At 70.0% G+C, this 19410-nt stretch carries 19 protein-coding genes; 6 read left to right on the forward strand and 13 right to left on the reverse strand.

The features are described 5' to 3' along the window. Nucleotides 1-10 precede the first annotated feature (10 nt). From AD72_RS01030 to AD72_RS01050, 5 genes are read right to left on the reverse strand one after another with little or no spacing between them, the layout of a single operon-like run. On the reverse strand, nucleotides 11-1231 hold the full coding sequence (locus AD72_RS01030; protein WP_051897670.1) for an MFS transporter: 1221 nt from the start codon (nucleotides 1229-1231) through the stop codon (nucleotides 11-13). Further along, nucleotides 1232-2671: an aldehyde dehydrogenase family protein gene (locus AD72_RS01035; protein ID WP_031464423.1), complete on the reverse strand. Its 1440-nt coding sequence runs from the start codon at nucleotides 2669-2671 to the stop codon at nucleotides 1232-1234. Nucleotides 2672-2698: 27 nt separating this feature from the next. Then, nucleotides 2699-3289, reverse strand: coding sequence for a maleylpyruvate isomerase N-terminal domain-containing protein (locus AD72_RS01040; protein ID WP_031464424.1), 591 nt, complete (start codon nucleotides 3287-3289; stop codon nucleotides 2699-2701). After that, nucleotides 3286-4119: a fumarylacetoacetate hydrolase family protein gene (locus AD72_RS01045; RefSeq protein ID WP_031464425.1), complete on the reverse strand. Its 834-nt coding sequence runs from the start codon at nucleotides 4117-4119 to the stop codon at nucleotides 3286-3288. Before AD72_RS01045 ends, AD72_RS01040 begins: the two co-directional genes overlap by 4 nt. Continuing rightward, nucleotides 4116-5243, reverse strand: coding sequence for a cupin domain-containing protein (locus tag AD72_RS01050; protein WP_031464426.1), 1128 nt, complete (start codon nucleotides 5241-5243; stop codon nucleotides 4116-4118). Before AD72_RS01050 ends, AD72_RS01045 begins: the two co-directional genes overlap by 4 nt. Before the next feature lie 48 nt (nucleotides 5244-5291). Between AD72_RS01050 and AD72_RS01055 the strand changes: the two genes are divergently transcribed. Together AD72_RS01055 and AD72_RS01060 are read left to right on the forward strand one after the other, a co-directional pair. Next, nucleotides 5292-6047: an IclR family transcriptional regulator gene (locus tag AD72_RS01055; RefSeq protein ID WP_031464427.1), complete on the forward strand. Its 756-nt coding sequence runs from the start codon at nucleotides 5292-5294 to the stop codon at nucleotides 6045-6047. Nucleotides 6048-6401: 354 nt separating this feature from the next. After that, complete coding sequence (locus AD72_RS01060; protein WP_031464428.1) at nucleotides 6402-7019, forward strand: hypothetical protein; 618 nt, start codon at nucleotides 6402-6404, stop codon at nucleotides 7017-7019. Nucleotides 7020-7458: 439 nt separating this feature from the next. On the opposite strand, the gene AD72_RS01065 is transcribed toward AD72_RS01060, so the two are convergent. Next, nucleotides 7459-9342 carry a potassium transporter Kup gene (locus AD72_RS01065; RefSeq protein ID WP_037344468.1) on the reverse strand — a complete coding sequence of 628 codons (1884 nt, stop codon included), beginning with the start codon at nucleotides 9340-9342 and terminating at the stop codon, nucleotides 7459-7461. Between the two features lie 123 nt (nucleotides 9343-9465). On the opposite strand from AD72_RS01065, the gene AD72_RS01070 reads away from it, so the two are divergent. From AD72_RS01070 to AD72_RS01085, 4 genes are all read left to right on the forward strand, one after another. Next, entirely contained in the window at nucleotides 9466-10176 is a 711-nt protein-coding gene (locus AD72_RS01070; protein WP_031464430.1) for a GntR family transcriptional regulator, read from the forward strand. A gap of 114 nt (nucleotides 10177-10290) precedes the next feature. After that, nucleotides 10291-11421 carry an N-methyl-L-tryptophan oxidase gene (solA, locus tag AD72_RS01075; protein ID WP_031464431.1) on the forward strand — a complete coding sequence of 377 codons (1131 nt, stop codon included), beginning with the start codon at nucleotides 10291-10293 and terminating at the stop codon, nucleotides 11419-11421. 18 nt (nucleotides 11422-11439) lie between these two features. Then, complete coding sequence (locus AD72_RS01080; protein WP_031464432.1) at nucleotides 11440-12879, forward strand: sodium:solute symporter family protein; 1440 nt, start codon at nucleotides 11440-11442, stop codon at nucleotides 12877-12879. After that, complete coding sequence (locus tag AD72_RS01085; RefSeq protein ID WP_031464433.1) at nucleotides 12876-14042, forward strand: NAD(P)/FAD-dependent oxidoreductase; 1167 nt, start codon at nucleotides 12876-12878, stop codon at nucleotides 14040-14042. The genes AD72_RS01080 and AD72_RS01085 overlap by 4 nt, the downstream gene beginning before the upstream one ends. 62 nt (nucleotides 14043-14104) lie before the next feature. Here the strand turns inward: AD72_RS01085 and AD72_RS01090 are convergent, their stop codons facing one another. From AD72_RS01090 to AD72_RS01120, 7 genes are read right to left on the reverse strand one after another with little or no spacing between them, the layout of a single operon-like run. Then, nucleotides 14105-15316 (reverse strand): acetyl-CoA C-acetyltransferase, encoded by a 1212-nt coding sequence (locus tag AD72_RS01090; protein WP_031464434.1) that lies wholly within the window; start codon nucleotides 15314-15316, stop codon nucleotides 14105-14107. Nucleotides 15317-15347: 31 nt separating this feature from the next. Further along, nucleotides 15348-15992 carry a 3-oxoacid CoA-transferase subunit B gene (locus AD72_RS01095; protein ID WP_031464435.1) on the reverse strand — a complete coding sequence of 215 codons (645 nt, stop codon included), beginning with the start codon at nucleotides 15990-15992 and terminating at the stop codon, nucleotides 15348-15350. Continuing rightward, nucleotides 15989-16741: a CoA transferase subunit A gene (locus AD72_RS01100; protein WP_031464436.1), complete on the reverse strand. Its 753-nt coding sequence runs from the start codon at nucleotides 16739-16741 to the stop codon at nucleotides 15989-15991. The genes AD72_RS01095 and AD72_RS01100 overlap by 4 nt, the downstream gene beginning before the upstream one ends. Next, entirely contained in the window at nucleotides 16734-17513 is a 780-nt protein-coding gene (locus AD72_RS01105) for an alpha/beta fold hydrolase (RefSeq protein WP_031464437.1), read from the reverse strand. The genes AD72_RS01100 and AD72_RS01105 overlap by 8 nt, the downstream gene beginning before the upstream one ends. Then, nucleotides 17510-17989, reverse strand: coding sequence for a nuclear transport factor 2 family protein (locus AD72_RS01110; protein WP_031464438.1), 480 nt, complete (start codon nucleotides 17987-17989; stop codon nucleotides 17510-17512). The genes AD72_RS01105 and AD72_RS01110 overlap by 4 nt, the downstream gene beginning before the upstream one ends. Next, on the reverse strand, nucleotides 17986-18273 hold the full coding sequence (gene catC / locus AD72_RS01115; protein WP_031464439.1) for a muconolactone Delta-isomerase: 288 nt from the start codon (nucleotides 18271-18273) through the stop codon (nucleotides 17986-17988). The genes AD72_RS01110 and catC overlap by 4 nt, the downstream gene beginning before the upstream one ends. 8 nt (nucleotides 18274-18281) lie before the next feature. Next, nucleotides 18282-19403 carry a muconate/chloromuconate family cycloisomerase gene (locus tag AD72_RS01120; protein ID WP_031464440.1) on the reverse strand — a complete coding sequence of 374 codons (1122 nt, stop codon included), beginning with the start codon at nucleotides 19401-19403 and terminating at the stop codon, nucleotides 18282-18284. Between the last annotated feature and the right edge of the window lie 7 nt (nucleotides 19404-19410).

Here is a 19410-nt window from a genome sequence, read left to right on the forward strand (position 1 = left end):
CCGCGGCGGATCAGCGGCGCGCCGCCTGTCGTTCGCGCAGCGCCGGGGTGCGCGGGACGAGCGCCAGCAGCACCGCCGCGAGCAGGGACACCGCGGCGAACACGAGGAACCCGGTCAGCGGCGCGCCGCCACCAACGACGCCGCCGATGATGATCGGGCCGACGATGGTGCCCAGCCGCCCGGCGCCGAGGTTCCAGCCGAGTGCCCGCGCGCGAACGGCCGTGGGATAGGAATTGCCCACGAACGCGTTGACCAGGATCTGGCCACCGTGCCCACCGGCACCGGCGAGCGCGATGCACAGCAGCAGCGGCGCCAGCGGCAGTTCGACCGCGAGCAGCAACAGGACCGCGGTCAGCCCGAGGAAGGTGAGCACCACGACCGGCTTGTTGCCCCAGCGATCGGTCGCGGCGGCGATGAACAGCGAGCCGAGCACGGCACCGAGATTGAGCACGAGCAGGAAGACCAGCGCGGAATCGAGCGCGTATCCGGCCCGGTTCATGATCCCCGGAAGCCAGGTGGCCAGTCCGTACCAGGCGAAAAGACCGCCGAAGGTGCTCACCGCGAACAGCACGGAGGCCAGGGCATAGCCGCGCCGGAAGATACCGTCCCCGGCGGGCGGTCCGGATTCCGCGGCGGCGCCCCTGCCGGTGGCGGCGAGGTATTCGGCGGACTCCGGAAGGAACCGGAAGCAGACGGGCAGCCCGATCCCGCCGAGGATGGCGCCGAGGAAGAACACCCACGGCCACCCGAGATGCGGCAGCACCGGAAGGGCGAGCAGCGCGGCGAGCACCCCGCCGAGCGGCACCCCGGACAGCATGAGCGTGTAGCTGACCGTGCGGTACCGGGGATTCGCGTACTCGAGGGTCAGCGCCGAAGCGGCGGGCAGCACGGCGCCGATCCCGAGACCGGCGAAAAACCGGAACAGCGCCAGCGGAACCGGTCCGGCCGCGAACCCGGTCAGCAGCGTGCACACGCTGAACACGGCCACCGCCGCGAGCACGACGGGACGGCGCCCGTAGCGGTCCGAGAGCCAGCCGGAACCGAGAGCACCGAGCAGCGCGCCGGCGAACACCGCGGAGGCGACCCAGCCGAGGTCGGCCGGGCCGAATCCGGAAGCGGAATCCGCGAGCAGCACCGGAACCACGGTCCCGAAGGAGATGATGTCGTAGCCCTCGACGAGCACCATGGACCAGCAGAGCAGGGGAACCAGAATCGAAGCGCGCGGAGCCATCTAGGCCACCGCGTGCACGTAGGTCTTGGTTTCCTGGAACTCGGCGAGCCCGCGCTCCCCGTTGAGCCTGCCGAGCCCGCTCTGCCGGAAACCGCCCTCCTCGAACTGATCCACCACCACCGCCCAGTCGTTGGTCCACACGGTGCCCGCGGCGAGCCTGCGCCCGACCCGCGCCGGACGGTCGGCATCGCGGGTCCACACGGCGGCCGCGAGGCCGAACTCGGTGGCGTTCGCACGGCCGATCGCCTCGTCCTCGGTGCCGAACCGCTCGAAGGTCGCGACCGGGCCGAAGACCTCCTGCTGCACCATCGGGGCGTGCACATCGGGCGGTTCGAGCAGCACGGGCCGGTAGTAACCGACCGGTTCGCCTGGTGCCACCGGGCCACCGCGCACCACCGCGGTCGCCCCCTCGGCGAGGGCGGCGGTGACGAGTTCGTCCACCCGCCGCACGCTCTCCGCGTCGATCAGCGGCCCCATCTCCGTGCGCGGATCGTCCCCCGGACCGACCCGGACCGCCTCCAGCGCCGCAGCCAAGCGGCCCCGCAGTTCGTCCGCGATGCCGCGCTGGGCGAGGATCCTGCTGCCCGCCATGCAGAACTGCCCGGCGAAGGTGGTGATCCCGGCGGTCAGCGCGGGGACCACGGCGTCGAGGTCGGCATCCTCGAACACGATCATCGGGCTCTTCCCGCCGAGTTCGAGGCTGAGCCGTTTCAACAGCGGCGCCGCGTCCGCCATGATCCGGCGTCCGACCGCGGTGCTCCCGGTATAGCTGAGCGCCCGGATGTCCGGGCTGCGCACCAGAAGCCGCGCGATGTCGTTCCCGCTCTCGGTCACCGCGTTCAGCACCCCGGCGGGCAGTTCCGGGATCTCGGCGAGTATCTCGTTGAGCACCCCGGTGACCAGTGCGGTCTGCCCGGGGAACTTGAGCACGGCGGTGCATCCGGCGGCGAGCGCCGGGGCGAAGGCGCGCACCGAGAGCACCACGGGAGAATTCCACGGCGTGATGATCCCGGCCACGCCGACCGGTTCCGCGAGGCTGCGCACGTGCAGCCCCGGGCGCACCTCGGCGGCGCGGCCGGTGTCGGTGAGCGCCAGCGCGGCGTAGTAGCGCAGTTTGCTCGGGGTCAGGCCGAGCTCGAAGCGCGCCTGGCCGAGGGTTTTCCCGTTCTCCTCGGCGAGCAGCCGCACCAGCTCCTCGGTGCGCGCCTCGACGGCATCGGCGATCCGGAGCAGCACCGTGCTGCGCAACCGCCGGTCACTCGGCCACGCGGTGTCCTCGAAGGCCGCGCGCGCGGCCGCGATGGCTTGTGCGCCTTGGTTTTCCTCGGCGTCGGCGTAGTGCCCGAGCACCGCGCCGGTAGCGGGATTGCGCGCGATCCCGTGCCGGGCCGAGCCGACCAGTTTCCCGTTGACGAACTGCCTCGCCCGCAATTCGGACATGGCGACGACCTCCGATCGATTGCGGCGCTACAACCACGCCGGGAGCGAGGACGGGTGGTCCCGGCCGGTGAGCAATCCGGCGAGCAGTGCGCCTTCGCCGCGGCCGAGCCTGCGCTCGAGGGCTTCCCGCGCCAGCGCCTCGAGGAATTCCGCGGGGAAATCAGCGAAACGCGCGGTATCGAGGTCCACCGCGTGCACGGTCACCTCGCGCAACCGCAGCCACGGGATCTCCGTGGCCGCCACCTCACGCCCCTGCGCGGTGACCACCGTCGCGGACCACGCCTTTCCGGGCAGTCCGGCCATGGCCGATTCCAGCTCGGTCGCCGAACGGCGCACGAGCGCCCGCAACTGTTCGGCGGGCAGCCGCGCGGACCGTTCGATCTCCGCACCGCGCTGCTCGGGCCCGGAATACATCGGGTTCGGCACACCGGTGGCGGCCCAATCGACCAAGCGCCCCAAGGCTTCGGCGTTGTGGTGCAGGTGCGCGACGAGATGACCGACGGTCCAGCCGGGCAGTGCCGTGGTCCGCTCGAAATCCGGCTGGGTGAAGCCGTCGATCGCGCGCAGCAACCGGTCCGTGCACTCCGCGAGCCAGGCCTGCAGGTGTTCGTGGTTCACGAGTCCGCCCGGACCCGGTTGTCCAGCCTGCCGATGTTCTCGATCTCGGTGACCACCCGATCACCCGCGCGCAGATACCTCGCCGGAGTCCGGGCATGGCCGACCCCGCCCGGTGTGCCGCTGGCGACCACGTCCCCGGGACGCAGGGACACCATGGTGGACACGTACTGCACCAACCGGACCGGGTCGAACACCAGATCGTCGGTCTGCGCCTGCTGCATCCGTTCGCCGTTGACCTCGGTGCCGATCGCCAGGCGCGGTCGCACTTCCCCGGGCAGCTCGTCCGGGGTGACCAGGACCGGCCCGATCGGGGTGCTCGACTCGAAGTTCTTGCCCTGCAACCACTCCCGGGTGCGGAACTGCCAGTCGCGCATCGAAACGTCGTTGAGCACGGTGAATCCGGCGATGGCCGCGGCCGCGCTCTCCGCGTCGGCCCGCCGCACTGTGGCGCCGAGCACGATGGCCAGTTCGGCCTCCCAGTCCACCGCTTCCGATTCCCGGGGCGCGAGGATGTCGTCCTCCGCACCGATCAGCGTGTCGGCGAATTTCGCGAACAGGGTCGGATACTCGGGCAGTTCCCGGCCCATCTCCAGGATGTGTTTCCGGTAGTTCAGCCCGACACAGACGATCTTGCCCGGATTCGGGGTCACCGGGGCGAGCCGGACATCCCCGGTTCCGTACCGCTTGCCGTCGGCCGCGCGGGCCCGTTCGCGCCAGCCGGGTTCGGCGAGCAGGGCACCCACATCCGGGGCGTCGAGCTCGACGTACTCCGCGCCCTCCACCCGTGCCGCGCGGGTGCGCGCGCCGTCCTGGATCGTGGCCAGCCTCATCGTGTTCCCTCCTGCTCCGCGACCGCGACCCGGTCCTTGTCGAGCCGCTCGTATATCGGGGTGTCCGCGAACCGGAACAGATCGATGCCGTGCTCGGTCTCGATGCGCAGCGGTTGCCAGGAGGGCACGGCGAACAGATCACCCCGCTCCACCCGCCAGCTCGCCGCGCCTACCGTGACCAGTGCCCGGCCGTCGAACACCTGATAGACCGAGGACCCCACCTCCCTGCGGCTCGCCGTCGCGGTGTCCGGTGCCAAACGGTGGAATTCCGCGCGGACGGTGGAAAGCACATCTCCGCCGGTGCTCGGATTCGTGTAGCGCACCGCCGCGTGCCCGGGTTCCGGGGTGACCGCACAACCCTCCGCCTCGAGGGCCAGCTGATCGGCGAGTGCGCGATCGGTGTACTCCCAGCGATAGGCCAGCAGCGGGGTCGCCGGGCTCGGCCCGAGCCGGGTGAGCGGGCGCAGGCCCGGATGCGCCCACAGCCGTTCCGAACGGGACCGCTCCGGGGTCTCCTCGGTGCCCACATCCTCGGCGCCGAACTCGAAGAACGCCGAATCGATCGCGTACGAGAACGGGATGTCCAGCCCGTCGAGCCAGGCCATCGGCGCGTCGCTGGTGTTGCGGTGGCCGTGCCAGTTCCATCCGGCCTGCGGCAGGAAATCCCCGCGGCGCATGGCGACCGGGTCCCCGTTGACCACCGTCCAGACACCTTCGCCCTCGATGACGAAGCGGAACGCGTTCTGCGTGTGCCGGTGCACGGGCGCGTCCTCACGCGGGTTCAGATACTGCACCGCGGCCCACAGGGTCGGCGTGACGAACGGGCGGCCGCCGAGGCCCGGATTCGCCAGCGCCAGGGCGCGGCGTTCCCCGCCGCGGCCGACCGGCACCAGATCACCCGCCTGCCGCGCCATCTCGAGCAGCGCGCGCCAGGCCCACCGATGCGGCACCGCGTCCGGCCGCGGGCTCTCCGGCATGAGCTCACCGATCTCGGTCCACAGCGGAACGAGCAGCTCGTCCTCCAGCCGGTCGTAGAGGCGATCGAGCTCCGGGGTCATGGGCGGCCGGCCGGGCGCATCGCCGCGGGCCAGGCGCACCGTCTTCGCACTGGTTCCTTCGGACATGCCCCGACCGTGGACCATATGCCGCTCCGTGGGATAGATTTTTCTGCTATGGAGAATCCGCCGCCGTATCCGCTGAAGTCCGTGGACAACGCCCTGCACGCCGCGGCCCTGCTGCAGCAGGAAGGCGCGCTGCGGGTGACCGATATCGCCGAGCGGCTGACGCTGTCCCCCTCCACGGCGCACCGGCTGCTCTCGATGCTGGTGTACCGGGAGTTCGCCACCCAGGACGCGGACCGGCGCTACCACCCGGGACCGCTGCTGCGTCAGGTGGACACCATGGAGTCCTCGGTCGCCGTGCTACGCCGGATCGCCGGTGAACCCATGGCCAGGCTGGTCGGACAGGTCAACGAGACCGCGCAGCTGATGGTCGCGGTCGGCGGCGAGGCCCGGTTCGTCCGGACCGTGGAATGCGACCAGGTACTCCGCGTCACCGACCGGGCGGGCCGGGCCAAACCACTGCACCTGACCTCCGCGGGCAAGGCCATGCTCGCCGCGATGGAACCCGAGCGGGTGACCGAGCTGTACCGGACCGATCGGAGCATCGAAACGGCGGCACTGCGGCACGAGCTGAACGCGGTGCGGGAGAACGGTTTCGCACTCAACCATCAGCGCACCGAGACCGGTCTGACCGCGATCGGCGTCGCCATCACCGTGCGTCCCGGCACCCCTTGCGCGGGACTGGCCCTGGCGATGCCGACCGCGCGGTTCCACACCGGGCTGGTGCCGGAACTGGTCACCGCACTGCGGGCCGCGAGCTCCCGGATCGAAGCGGCGCTGCGCGAGACCCCCGATTTCCCGGTGTGACCCGGGCCCGTAGCACCATCCGTATCAGCGCCACCGAAACCGCTCTACTCTCCGTGCGAATTTCTCCGGCAATTCGGTCTACACCGGTACGCGAAGTAGAATCGGTCGAATCACCCCACCGATAGTTCCATCGGAAAACATTCTTTTCACCTGGAGAAACCGGGAAAACGCTCCCCGCGCAGGGGGAAACAACACACTCGATCTTGTCCGGTAAACCGCTCGGCAACTAATGTTCCATTCGTCCTTCGATCCATTAGTGATCCAGGAAAAGGACATCGATCGGCCATTCGGCCGGATTAACCTTCGATACAAGGGGGCTGTCATGGGCGGCCCACGGGGAAAGAGGAACAACTGATGACAACTCGCACGGTTCGCAGATCCCTCGTCGCGATCGCACTCGCCTTCGCGACGGCAGCCGGTGTCGCCGGTACCGCATCGGCGGCGGGCAGCACCGACCGCGCACTCCCACCGGCCAAATCGGTCGACCTCGTCCAGGTCAGCGCCTACGGCGGGGCCATCGCCGATCCGCAGAAATTCGTCATCAGCAATGTCGCCGACCGATCGGGGCACGTGGAGAACATTCCTGCGGGAACGAAATTCTGGCTCAACGGAAACGCACTCGGCAGGCTTTCCGGCGTCAGTAATGATTTGAACTGGAACCTGCAGATCCTGGAAATCAATAACAAACAGTACACCCAGGTTACCCTCAAGAACGACCTCCAGCCCGGCGAATCGCACAGCGTCGACCTCGGCCACTTCAATGTGGCCATCGGTTCCAACGACATTCTCGGGCTCGCCCCCTACGATGTGCAGCCCATTCGCACCAAACAGGAGCTGAACAGCACCGAATGGGCGGTCAACGGGGACTCCTCCGCCCGCTTCGACAACTCGGCGCAGATCAAGTGCCTGGCCAGCGCCCAGCCCATCGCCAGCTGGTGCGACGCCTCCAACAACGTCCAGGCCCCGTGGTGACGAAGCTCATCGCCTGAGCCCGGCAGGACCGGGGTGCCCGGCCGGTGCACCGGCCGGGCATCCTCGCGTGTCCGGCAACCGCACTCGAGAACCGGCCGCCGCGTCAGACTTGCCACGGCGTCGGATTGAAGAGTCCACTGGTGGCGAAACACGAGGGATTCAGCGCCGATGTGTCCGCATTGGACTCGATGAAGGGCAAGCTCAGCGGGTTGAGCGACAAGCTGCCGGAGCCTGCTGACCCGGCTGCGGGGACTTCTCGCGGAATCCGCTGCCGCACCGCGTGCCCAGCGCCCCGACCCCGCCGAGATCATTCCCCGGCTGGTGCTTCAGGACGAGCAGGGCACATTGCGGGACTACACCTACTTCCCCGTCGTGTCCCCGCTGCAGCGGATGCCCGAACCCGTCGGCCGACCGTGTGCGATCCCCGGCTGCGGAACACTCACAGCTCGATGCGGGTACCCATCACGACGGTGCGATCCACCGGAAGCCGGAAATAGCCCGCGGGCGAGGCGGCATTGTGCGCGAGGCCGATGAACAACCGCTGCTGCCAGGCGGGCATGTCCGCACGGTGCCCGCGTTCGATGGTGATCCTGGACAGGAAGTAGAAGGCGGTGTCCGGATCGGCCTCGAGTTCGGGCGTGAGCAGGAAGGCATCGCGCAGCGCGGCCGGGATGTCCTGGTCGTCGTGGAACCCGAAGCGTACGGACAGGTGCACGATCCCGTCGTCCGCGTGGGCGAGCGGGTCGACATCGAGCCGTTCCCCGCGCGGCACGTGCGGCTGGTTCTCCGCGATCACCGAGACGATGACCACCCGCTCGTGGATCACCTCGTTGAACTCGACATTCGCGCGCAGCGCCAGCGGAACGGTCTGTTTGGTGGGATGCGGGAACACGGCGGTCCCGGGGACCCGGGCCGGTGGCCGTGCGTGCAGCCGTTCCACGAAATCGGCGAGGCTGCCCTCGGTACCGGCCCGCCGCGCGGTGATCAGTCGCCGCCCGCGATGCCAGGTGAGCATGATCGTGACGACCAGGGCCCCGAGCAACAGCGGCAGCCAGCCGCCGTGGGCGATCTTGGTGAGGTTGGCACAGAAAAAGGCCAGCTCGGTGCCGCCGAACACGAGGCCGATGAGCACCAGCCACCGGCGCGGCCAGTGCCACGCCGAATGCGCGAGCACCAGGAACAGCGCCGTGGTCAGCAGCAGGGTGCCGGTCACCGCGAGCCCGTAGGCGGTGGAAAGGGCCGTCGAGGATCCGAAGGTCACCATGAGCACGAGCACACCGGCCATCAGGATCCAGTTCACCGCGGGCACATAGATCTGGCCGCTCTCCCGCCGCGAGGTGTGCCGCACCGTCAGCGGCGGCAGCACCTCGAGCCGGATCGCCTGCCTGGCCATGGAGTACGCGCCGGACACGACCGCCTGCGAGGCGATCACCGTGGCCAGGGTCGCCAGCACCACGAGCGGAATCCGGGCCCATCCCGGGGCGAGCAGATAGAACGGGTTCGCCACCGCGGCCGGATCGCGCAGCAGCAGCGCCCCCTGCCCGAGATAGTTCAGCGTCAGCGCGGGAAACACCACGGCGAACCACGCCCGCCGGATCGGTGACCGCCCGAAGTGCCCCATGTCCGCGTACAGCGCCTCGGACCCGGTGATCACCAGCACCACCGAGCCCAGTGCGAGAAACCCGATGAACGGATTCTCCGCGACGAACAGGACCGCGTAGCTCGGGGACAGGGCACGCAGCACCCCGGGATCCCGCACGATCTGCGGAATCCCCAGCGCGGCCAGGGTCAGGAACCACAGCAGCATGATCGGCCCGAACAGCCCGCCGACCCGGTGCGTACCGAACCGCTGCACCAGGAACAGCACGATCAGGATCGTGGCCCCGATCGGCAGGATGGCCGAGCTCACCCCGGGATCGACCGTCTCGATGCCCTCCACCGCGGACAGCACCGAGATGGCCGGGGTGATCAGGCTGTCCCCGAAGAACAGCGCGGCCCCGATCATCCCGAGCAGCATCACCAGCGCGATCAACCGGGTCCGGCCGCCGGCGAGCCTGCGGATCAGCGCGGTCAGTGCCAGGATGCCGCCCTCGCCGTCGTTGCCCGCGCGCATCACGAAGACCACGTACTTCACCGACACGATCAGCAGGATCGACCAGAACACCAGCGAGATCACGCCATAGACATCCGCGGGAACCGGCCGGATCGCGTGGTTGTCCACCGAGAACACGGTCTGCAAGGAGTACAGCGGGCTCGTGCCGATGTCGCCGAAGACGATCCCGAGCGCACCGAGCGCCAGCATCGGACCGGGCCGTGAAGTCATGGGCCGCACACCGGCCAGTTTGCGCGCGGACGCGTGCCATCGGTATGAGGCGCGCAGAACAGTCATTTGACCGGGCAATTGATCTATTGACCGGTCAAATACGGCCCGGCTAGGCTCACCGCCATGGCAGTGCCGGCGTACTTACGGATCCGCGCAGAGCTGGAGCAGCGGATTCAGTCGGGTGCACTGCCGCCGGGGAGCAGGTTGCCGACCGAGGCGGAACTGCAGCAGCAGTACTCGGTCGGCAGGGCGACCGCGCAGCGGGTGCTGAGCGAACTGGCGCAGGCGGGCCTGGTGCGACGGCACCGGCGGCGAGGCACCTTCGTCGCCGACGGTCCGCGCCAGGAGGACCTGCTGCGTCTGGTGAACCCGCTGCTGCGGGGCCCGGAGGTCCCCGGTCCGCACGCGGTGGAGTCCGCGCTGGTGATCCCGGCGCGCGACGCCGATGTGGAACTGCCCGGGGTGGCTGATGACGATCCGGTGCATCAGCTGCGGCGGCTGAAGTTCGACCTGCAGGACAATCCGACCTCGGTCGAGCTCTCCGCGATACCGTTCTCGTTGGCGCCGCGGCTGGCCGATGAGGACCTCGTCCATCTGACCGTCCACGACTATTTCGCCAGAACCGGGATCCCGGCGGCGAAATCCCGGGTCTACCTCGATCCGGTCGCTCTCGACGCGGAGAACGCGGCCCGGTTGCGCCTGCCCGCGGGCCAGCCGGTGATCCGGTTGCGCCGGCTGACCTGGCTGGTCGACGGCAGGCTCGCCGAAGCGATGTGGCACATCCTGCGCCCGGATCTCGTCGAGTTCTTCCTCGAGCAGACCCTCCCCTCCTGACGAACCGAGCCCGATCCCCGGCCGTGGTCCCGGCCGGTGCCCCATCCTGCCCGCGTACGGCCCGCACGCCCCGGCCGCGCGCCCGCCCCCGTATGCCCGAAGGAGTGTGCGCCCATGAACCGAGCCCGTGTCGCCGTCATCGGAACCGGGGTGATCGGCGCGATGACCACGTGGCAACTGGCTCGCCGCGGCCTCGAGGTGCTGGCCTTCGACAGCCACTCCCCCGGCCACGACCGCGGCGCCTCCGCCGGGGAATCCCGCATCTTCCGCACCGCCTACAAGGAAGGCGCGGAGTACGTCCCGCTGCTGCGCCGCTCCGGACAGCTCTGGCGTGAACTCGAACAGGCCTCCGGAACCCGGCTGCTGACCCGGTGCGGTGGGCTGACCATCGGCGGCAGCGAACACCCGGATGTCCGCGCGGTGCGGCGCAGCGCCGAGGAGCACGGGCTCGACCACGAGGTGCTGTCCGCCGACGCGGCCCGCAAGCGGTTCCAGCAACACCGCATCGAGGACGAGGAGGTGATGGTGCTCGACCCGGACGCGGGCGTGCTCCGGCCCGAACCGGCGGTGCAGGCGGCACTGCGGTGTGCTGGGGAAGCGGGCGCGCGGCTGCTGTCCCACCACCCGGTCACCGGCCTCACCGAGACCGCGAGCGGCTGGCGGATCATCAGCGCGGGCCGGGAATTCGAAGCAGACCACATCGTGTTCGCCCCCGGCCCATGGGCGCGCCAGCTGGAACCACTGCGCGCGCTGCCGGTCGAGATCCGGCTGATCGCCGCATGCTGGTTCGCCGCACGGGATGTCGCGCTGCATCGCCCGGACCGGCTGCCCATCGCGATCCGCAGGCACCAGGAGGCGGGCTTCTCCTGTTTCCCCGTGCTGGACGGGGTCGCGATCAAGATCGTCCCGCACCACCTCGGCTGGCCGGTACTGGAGCGCCCCGAGGACCTGCCGCGCACCGTCCCACCCGAATTCGCCCGCGGCGCCGCGGATGCCGCCGCGCGGTTGCTGCCCGGCGTGGTGCCGCACCCGATCCGGATCGGCACATTCGCCGAGGGATTCACCCCGGACGAGCACGCACTGCTCGGACCGCTGCCCGGCGCGCGCCATGCCACGGTGCTGACCGGATTCTCCGGGCACGGCTTCAAACTCGCCCCGGTCTTCGGCGAGATCGCCGCCGATCTCGTCCTCGGCATCGAGCCCGCGCACGACATTTCCCGGCTGGACCCCAACCGATTCGGATAACCCTGTTTGGAGGCAATGATGCCCACAGGTTCGCCTACCCAGCTGATCGGACTGATCCTGACCACCGTGGTGGTGATCGGGGCGGGCGCGGTGCTGTCCGTCTACTTCGGACGCCGCGCCAGCACCTCGCAGGATTGGCTCGCCGCCAATGAATCACTTCCGCTGTTCGTCGTCGTCATCACCCAGTTCGCCGCGTCCACCGGCGGCGGAGTGCTCATCGCACACGTCGGGATCGGCTATCAGGCCGGCTGGTCGGTGTTCATCTACGAAGGCTGCACGCTGATCGGTTTCCTGATCCTGTCCTGGATCGCCCGGTGGCTGCGCGAGCAACGGTTCACCACCGTGCCCGATGTGATCACCCGGCTGTTCGGGAAGAACAAGGTGATCACGGCCATCGCCGCGCTCGCCGCGCTGGCGGTCCCGTTCGGCTGGATCGCCACCCAGTTCGTCGCCTTCGCCCGGCTTTTCGGGCAGCTGACCGGGATTCCGCTGCCGATCCTGGTCGTGGTGATCGTCATCGCCTCGCTCAGCTTCGTGCTGCCCGGCGGCATGACCTCGGTGGCGTGGACGGATTTCATCTTCGGCCTGTTCAAGATCACCATGTCGGTCGTGGTGGCGTTCTACGCGATCGGGCTGGCCGGGGGCTGGACGCACATCACCGAGACCGTGCCCCGGCGGCTGTGGGACTGGGGCGGGTTCACCGCGGTCGGCGGGCAGCAGATCTGGCTCTGGATCGCCGCGATCATTCCCGGAACACTGACCAATCAGCTTTATTTCCAACGGATTTTCGCCACCAAGCACATCGCCGACGCGCGGCGCGGGCTGAACTGGTCCGGCGTGACCATGCTCATCAGCGGGATCTACGCGGGCTGTATCGGGATCGCGGTGCGCTCCATGGCGCCGAATCTGGCCAACCAGGAGGATGCCGCAGGCTGGCTGCTGACCCGCTTGCCGTCCTGGATGCTGATGCTGTTCGCGGCGTTCCTGGTATCCACGATCGTCTCCACCGGCGGCGCCGCGCTGCAGTCGGTCACCGCCAACCTGGTGCGCGATGTGTACCAGAACCTCGCGGGCAAGACCGCGGGGGAACGCCGGACGATCACGCTGTCCCGGGTGATCACCGTCCTGGTCTCGGTGGTGGCCGGGATCCTGGCCATCGCTTTTCCCACCGCGCTTTCCTGGCTGGTGGCCACCTACGCGTACTCGGCGGCCGCGCTCGCCGCGCCGATCTTCCTCGGCTATCTGTTCCATCGCCGGCTGCGGCTGCGCCCCATCGCGGCGATCGCGAGCATGCTCGCCGGGATCCTCGGCTGCGGCATCGCCCAGCTGCTCGACACCACCGTGCCCTATGCGGTGTACGGCATCGCCGTTTCCACCGTGGTACTGCTGGTACTGGTCGCGGCGACAGCCGAGAAACGGGTTCACACCAACACGAACGAAAAAGTGAGGAACGCATGAAGATCGCGGTAATCGGCCTCGGTGTACTCGGCGCGAGCGTGGCTCGTTCGCTCGCACTCGCCGGTGCGGAGGTGACCGTCTTCGAGCGCACCGCGCCGCTGGCGGGAACCACGGGCACCTCGTTCGCCTGGTTCAACGCGCACAGCAAGAATCCGCGCTCGTACCACGACCTCAACGTCGCCGGGATGGCCGAGCACGCCGCACTCGAACAGCGGACGGGAGCGGCGCCGCCCTGGCTGGTGCGGGGCGGGAACCTGGAGTGGGCCGAGGACTCCGCGGGTGCCGAACGGCTCGCCGGGGCCACCGCCGAACTGGTCGAGCGCGACTACCCGGTGCACTGGATCGGCCGCGAGCGGGCCCGCGAACTGGTGCCCGATCTGCGGATTCCCGCTCAGGTCGAGGAAATCGCGTACTACCCGACCGAGGGGCACCTCTACCCGGCACTGCTCATGGCCCGGCTCTGGGGCGAGGCGCGGGAGAACGGGGCGGTGCTGCGCTGCCCGGCCGCCGTGACCGGACTGGCCGCGAGCGGCGGCGGGGTGCGCGTCGAGCTCGCCGGGGAACACGCCGAGTTCGACTCCGCGGTGCTCACCGTGGGCCGGTGGACCGAGGAACTGACCGCCGCGGCGGGCTACCGGGTTCCGCTGGCCGATCCGGACGCCCCGGGCAGTGTCACCGTCGGCCTGCTGGGCTACACCGAACCCGTTCCGGCCCGGCTGGACCGGATCCTGACCACCCCACGGCTGAACGCCCGCCCGGACGGTGGCGGACGGCTGATCGTGCAGGGCCTCGATCTGGACGCCGAGGCCGACCCGGCCGATCCGCCCGCGCCCGATGGCCCGCACGCCCGCGAACTGTGCCGGCGCCTCGGCGAACTGCTCGCCGGAACCGAGGGTGCGCGGCTTGCCTCGCTGCGGGTCGGCCAGCGCCCGATGCCCGCCGATGGGCTCACCGTCGCCGGGTTCCTCGACGAGGACGCGCGCCTCTACAGCATCGCCACGCACAGCGGGATCACCCTCGGGCCGCTGCTCGGCAGGCTCGCCGCCGAGGAACTGTGCACCGGGAACCCGGCCGAGCAGCTGGCCGGATTCCGCCCGCAGCGCCTCATCGGCCGCACCGATCACCCGAAGCTGGAACCGGCCCGGTTCGCCGGGCAGCAGTAGGGCACCGTTCCGGCCCCGGTCACCCGGACCGTGGAGAAACGGGAACAGCCCGGCCGAGTGCTTCAGGCGAGCCGTTCGAAGATGGCGGCGAGTCCTTGGCCCCCGCCGATGCACATGGTTTCCAGGCCATAGCGCGCTTGCCTGCGGTGCAGTTCGTGCACGAGGGTGGCGAGGATGCGGCCCCCGGTGGCCCCGACGGGGTGCCCGAGCGAGATCCCGGAACCGTTGGGATTGAACCGTGGATCGGTTTCCGGGTCGATACGCCATTCCCGGGTGACGGCGAGCGCCTGGGCGGCGAAGGCCTCGTTGAGTTCGAGGATGTCGATGTCCCCGAGCCGCAGTCCGGCGCGCTGCAGTGCGGCCTCGGTTGCCGGGACGGGCCCGATTCCCATGGTCTTCGGCGGCACTCCGGCAAGGCCCCAGGAGACGAGCCGGGCCAGCGGCCGCAACCCCAGTCGCTCGGCCTGTTCCGGGCTGGTCACGATGCAGGCGGCGGCCCCGTCGTTCTGGCCGCTGGCGTTGCCCGCGGTGACGGTGGCCTCCGGGTCCTGGCGGCCGAGCACGGGGCGCAGCGCGGACAGGGTCTCGAGGGTGGTGCCGGGGCGGATGTGCTCATCGGCGTCCACGACGGTCTCGCTTTTCCTGGTCCGCACGGTGACGGGCACGATTTCCCCGGCGAACCGGCCCTGCTGCTGTGCTTCGGCGGCCAAGGTGTGCGAGCGCACGGCGAGGCGGTCCTGTTCCTCCCTGCCGATCCCGTACTCGCGGCGCAGATTCTCCGCGGTCTCGAGCATCCCGCCGGGAACCGGGTGATGCTGTCCGCCTGCGGTGACCCGGCCCTCGGCGAGCGCGTCCGCGAACTGCACTCCCCCGCCCTTGACTCCCCAGCGGATCTGGTGCGAGTAGTGCGCGGCCCGGGACATGCTTTCCGCGCCCCCGGCGAGCACCAGCGAGGCACCCCCGGTCTGCACCGCCATGGCCGCGTAGAGCACGGCCTGCAGGCCGGAACCGCAGCGGCGGTCCACCTGCACACCGGGCACGGTGACCGCCAGGCCCGCGTCCAGCGCGGCCACCCGCCCGACCGCCGGGGCGTCCATGCTCGGATAACAGTGCCCGAAGATCACGTCGTCGATGTGTTCTGCCGCGATTCCGGTACGGGCGACGAGCTCGCGGAGCACGGTGGCCCCCAGCTCCTGGACGGGTACCTCGCGCAGGCCGCCGCCGAACGCCCCGACCGGGGTACGCAGCGGTTCGCAGATCACGGCATCGGGCATCGGTTCTCCTCGTCGGTCCTCGTTCGCGCGGTCAGTCCACGTCGGCGCGGAACCGCACGGGGGCCGCCGTGGCCGCCTCGACCTCGGCCCGGCCGACCCCTGGTGCGCATTCAATCACCTCGAGCCCGTGCGCGGTCACATCCAGCACGGCCAGATCGGTGATGACGCGGTCCACACAGCCCCGCCCGGTGAGCGGGAGATCGCAGCGCTGCACGATTTTCGGCGCCCCGTCCTTGGTGCGGTGTTCGGTCATGGCGATCACCCGCCGGGCACCGTGCGCGAGGTCCATGGCCCCGCCGACGCCCTTGACCATCCGGCCCGGAACTGCCCAGTTGGCCAGGTCCCCGCCCGCACTGACCTGCATGGCGCCGAGGACCGCCACATCCACGTGGCCGCCGCGGATCATGCCGAAGCTGACCGAGGAGGCGAAGTAGGCGGCGCCGGGACGCACGGTCACCGTCTCCTTGCCCGCGTTGATCAGATCGGGGTCCACCTCCTCCTCGCCCGGATATCCGCCGACACCGAGAATCCCGTTCTCCGAGTGGATGATCACGGTGCGCCCGGCTGGAATGTGCGCGGGAACCCGGGTCGGCAGGCCGATACCGAGGTTGACGTAGCTCCCGTCCGGGAGTTCCGCGGCGACGCGGGCGGCGAGCTGATCGCGCGTCAGAGTCACGATTCCTCCCGTGTGGTGCGGAATTCGATCGGCTTCTCGGCCCCGGGCACGTGCACGAGGCGCTGCACGTGGATGCCCGGGGTGTGGATCGAGTCCGGATCGAGGTCCCCCGGCTCGACGAGGTGTTCCACCTCGGCGATGGTGATCCGGGCCGCGGCCGCGCAGTCGGGGTTGAAATTGCGCGCGGCGTGCCGGTAGACGAGGTTGCCGTGCCGGTCGGCTTTCCAGGCGTGCACCAGCGCGTAGTCCGGGCGCAGCGCCCGTTCCAGCAGGTACCGGGTGCCGTCGAATTCGCGGACCTCGCGCGCCGGTGAGGACAGGGCGACCGATCCGTCGGCGGCGTAGCGCCACGGCAGTCCGCCCTCGGCGACCAGGGTGCCCACCCCGGCCGGGGTGTAGAAGGCGGGAATGCCGACTCCCCCGGCGCGCAACCGCTCGGCGAGCGTGCCCTGCGGGGTCAGTTCGACCTCGAGTTCCCCGGCCAGATACTGGCGGGCGAATTCCTTGTTGTTGCCGATGTAGGAGCCGATGGTGCGCCGGATCCGCCCGGCGGCCAGCAGGGTGCCGAGCCCGAAACCATCGACGCCGAGGTTGTTGCTGATCGTCTCCAGTTCCCGGGCGCCCTGCTCGAGCAGGGCGGCGATCAGCACGCTCGGCACCCCGCACATGCCGAACCCGCCGACGGCCATGCTCGCCCCGTCCGGGATGTCGGCGACCACCTCGGCCACGCTCGTGAACGCCTTATCCACGTGGCACCGCACAGTTCTCCAGGTGCTCGCCCAGTGCGGCGTTCACCGAATCCGGATCCTCGGCGTTGAGCAGATGCGCGGTGCCCGGGACGACGATCAGCCGCCCGTCCGGCACCGTGCCGGCGATCTCGCGCAGCATCTCCGGCGGGGTCGCGGGATCCTCGGCCCCGGCGAGAGCGAGAGTGGGCACGGTGATCTCGGCGAGCCGGTCGCGCAGGTCGAACGTGGCGATGGCCTCACAGCAGCCCGCGTAGCCCTCGGCGGTGGTGTCCCGCAGCATGGCGAGCAGGCGTTCGGCCTCGGCGGGGTGTCGCCGGGCGAATTCGTGCGTGTACCAGGTCCCGGCGCGGGAAGCGAGCATGGCCCCGGTTCCCTGTTCCCGCACGGTGGCCGCGCGGACCGGCCAGGACTCCGGGTCGGCGAACCGCGCGGCGGAGGCGCACACGGTGAGGCCGGCCAGGCGATGCCCGGCGCGCAGCGCGAGTTCCAGTCCGATCGCGCCGCCGATGGAGACCCCGGCGTAGTGGAAGCGTTCGATTCCCGCCCGGTGCACCGTGGCGAGCACGGCGTGGGCCAGCCCGGCCATCTTGTACGGACCGGGTGGTGCCGGGGTTCCGCCGTGGCCGGGCAGATCGAACCGCAGCACGCGATAACGCCCGGCGAATGCCGCGACCTGAGCGTCGAACAAACCCGTGTCGGTGCCCAGCGAGGGACCGAGCACCAGCACCGGTGCGTCCTCCGGTCCCTCGATCACTGCCCGCAACTCGGTCATCGGAGCGCTCCATAGGTCTGCTTCGCGGATTCGAGGGCGAACCGCCCGTGGTCCCAGCCCTGCGCCAGCGGGGTGAAGTAGTCGAACGCGACCTGTTTGCTCGCGTACCGCCACTGTCCCGCGATGCGCACCAGGTGATCGTGGTAGCTACCGGCCGCCACGTGCGGGACGCCGTCCTGCACGCAGGGCTGCCACAGGGCGGACCGCACCTGTGCCCGGTCCCCGTCCACGGTGATCTCCAGATTGGTGACGTGGTGCCAGAAAGCGCTCAGTCCGCCCTCGGCGAGCGCACCGAAGAACCGGCGCAGCTCCCCGTGGCCGCGCACCCGGTCCAGGCCACGGAATTCGCCGTCCGGGGCGAACAGTGCGACCAGACCGTCCCAGTCCCCGCTGTCCAGCAGGCGGCAGTAGGTGGCATCGAGGCGGCGGATCTCGTCCAGGTCCTCCAGCCGCCGCACGCGTTCCTCGAGGCTCATGGCTGGGCCGCCAGTTCGGACGGGTGCTGGGCCAGTGGTGTCACCTCGATCTGCAGATACGGGAACAGCGGCAGGCTGGACAGGATCCGGTGCAGCTCGTCCGGGGATTCCACGTCGAGCACGCTGATATTGCTGTACTTGCCCGCGATGCGCCACAGGTGCGGCCATTTCCCGGCACGCTGCAGTTCCAGGGCGCGGGCCTTCTCCCTGGCGATCAGGTCCTCGCGCCGTTGCGGATCGAGATCGTGCGGAATGGACACATCCATGCGGAGGTGAAACAACATGCTTGCCATCAGCTCCTGGTGAAGGCGCGCACGGCGGCGGGATCGAGCTCCACACCGAGCCCGGGTCCCTCGGGCAGGTGCAGCTCGCCGTTCGCATAGCGCAGCGGGGTGGTCAGGATGTCCTCGCGCATCAGCAAGGGACCGAACAGCTCGCTGCCCCAGGTGACGGCCGGGGCGGCACAGGCGAGCTGCAACGAGGCCGCGGTCCCGATCCCGGTCTCGATCGAGGTGCCCGCGTGACAGGGAACGTCCGCGGCCGCCGCGATCTCCGCGATCGCTTTGCTGGCACGCAATCCACCGGATTTGGTGGTCTTGAGCGAATAGATGTCGGCGGCCCCGAGCTTGGCCAGCCGCAGCGCATCGGTCGGGGTGCGCAGGCTTTCATCGGCCATCACCGCGGTCCGTAGTCCGCGGGTGAGTTCGGCGAGCGTCTCGGTCTCCGGGCCGGGAACGGGTTGCTCGACCAGTTCGATGCCCGCCTCGGCCAGCCGCGGCAGCTGGGTCAGCGCGGTGAGCCGGTCCCAGCGCGCGTTCACATCCACCCGCAGCCCCGCGGCACCGGCCAGTTTCTCGGCGATGGTGAGCACGCGTTCCACATCGGCGTCCGGGTCCTGAGCGCCCATCTTGAGCTTGAAGGTGTGGTGGGCGCCCGCCTCGAGTTTGCCGAGCGCCTCCTCGATCACCACCGGCGCCGGTTCGGTGCCAAGGGCCCAGGTGACCGGGATGGACCGGCGCGCGAGCCCGCCGAGCAGGGTGTGCACCGGCACTCCGAGGCTGCGCGCCCACGCGTCGTGCAGCGCGACCTCCACCGCGGTCTTCGCGTACAGGTTGTTGGCCACCACGTCCTGGATGTCCCGCCCAATGGCCTCGATGTCGTCCACCGCGCGGCCGAGCAGGATCGGTGCCATGTAGCGCTCGATGAGGACCTGCATGGTCTCCACCGATTCGCCGCCCCACCACGGGCCGCCGGGGACCACACCCTCACCGACCCCGGTGACCCCGCCCGCGGTGGACAGCCGCACCAGCAGCACCGGCTGGGCGTCCATACTGGCTCTGGCGAACCGGTGGGCGCGCCGCAGCGGCACATCCAGCAGCACCGTCTCGACGCGATCGATCGCTAGATCGCTCATCCTCTCT

The organism is Sciscionella sediminilitoris, from assembly GCF_000737195.2.
GTDB lineage: Bacteria > Actinomycetota > Actinomycetes > Mycobacteriales > Pseudonocardiaceae > Sciscionella > Sciscionella sediminilitoris.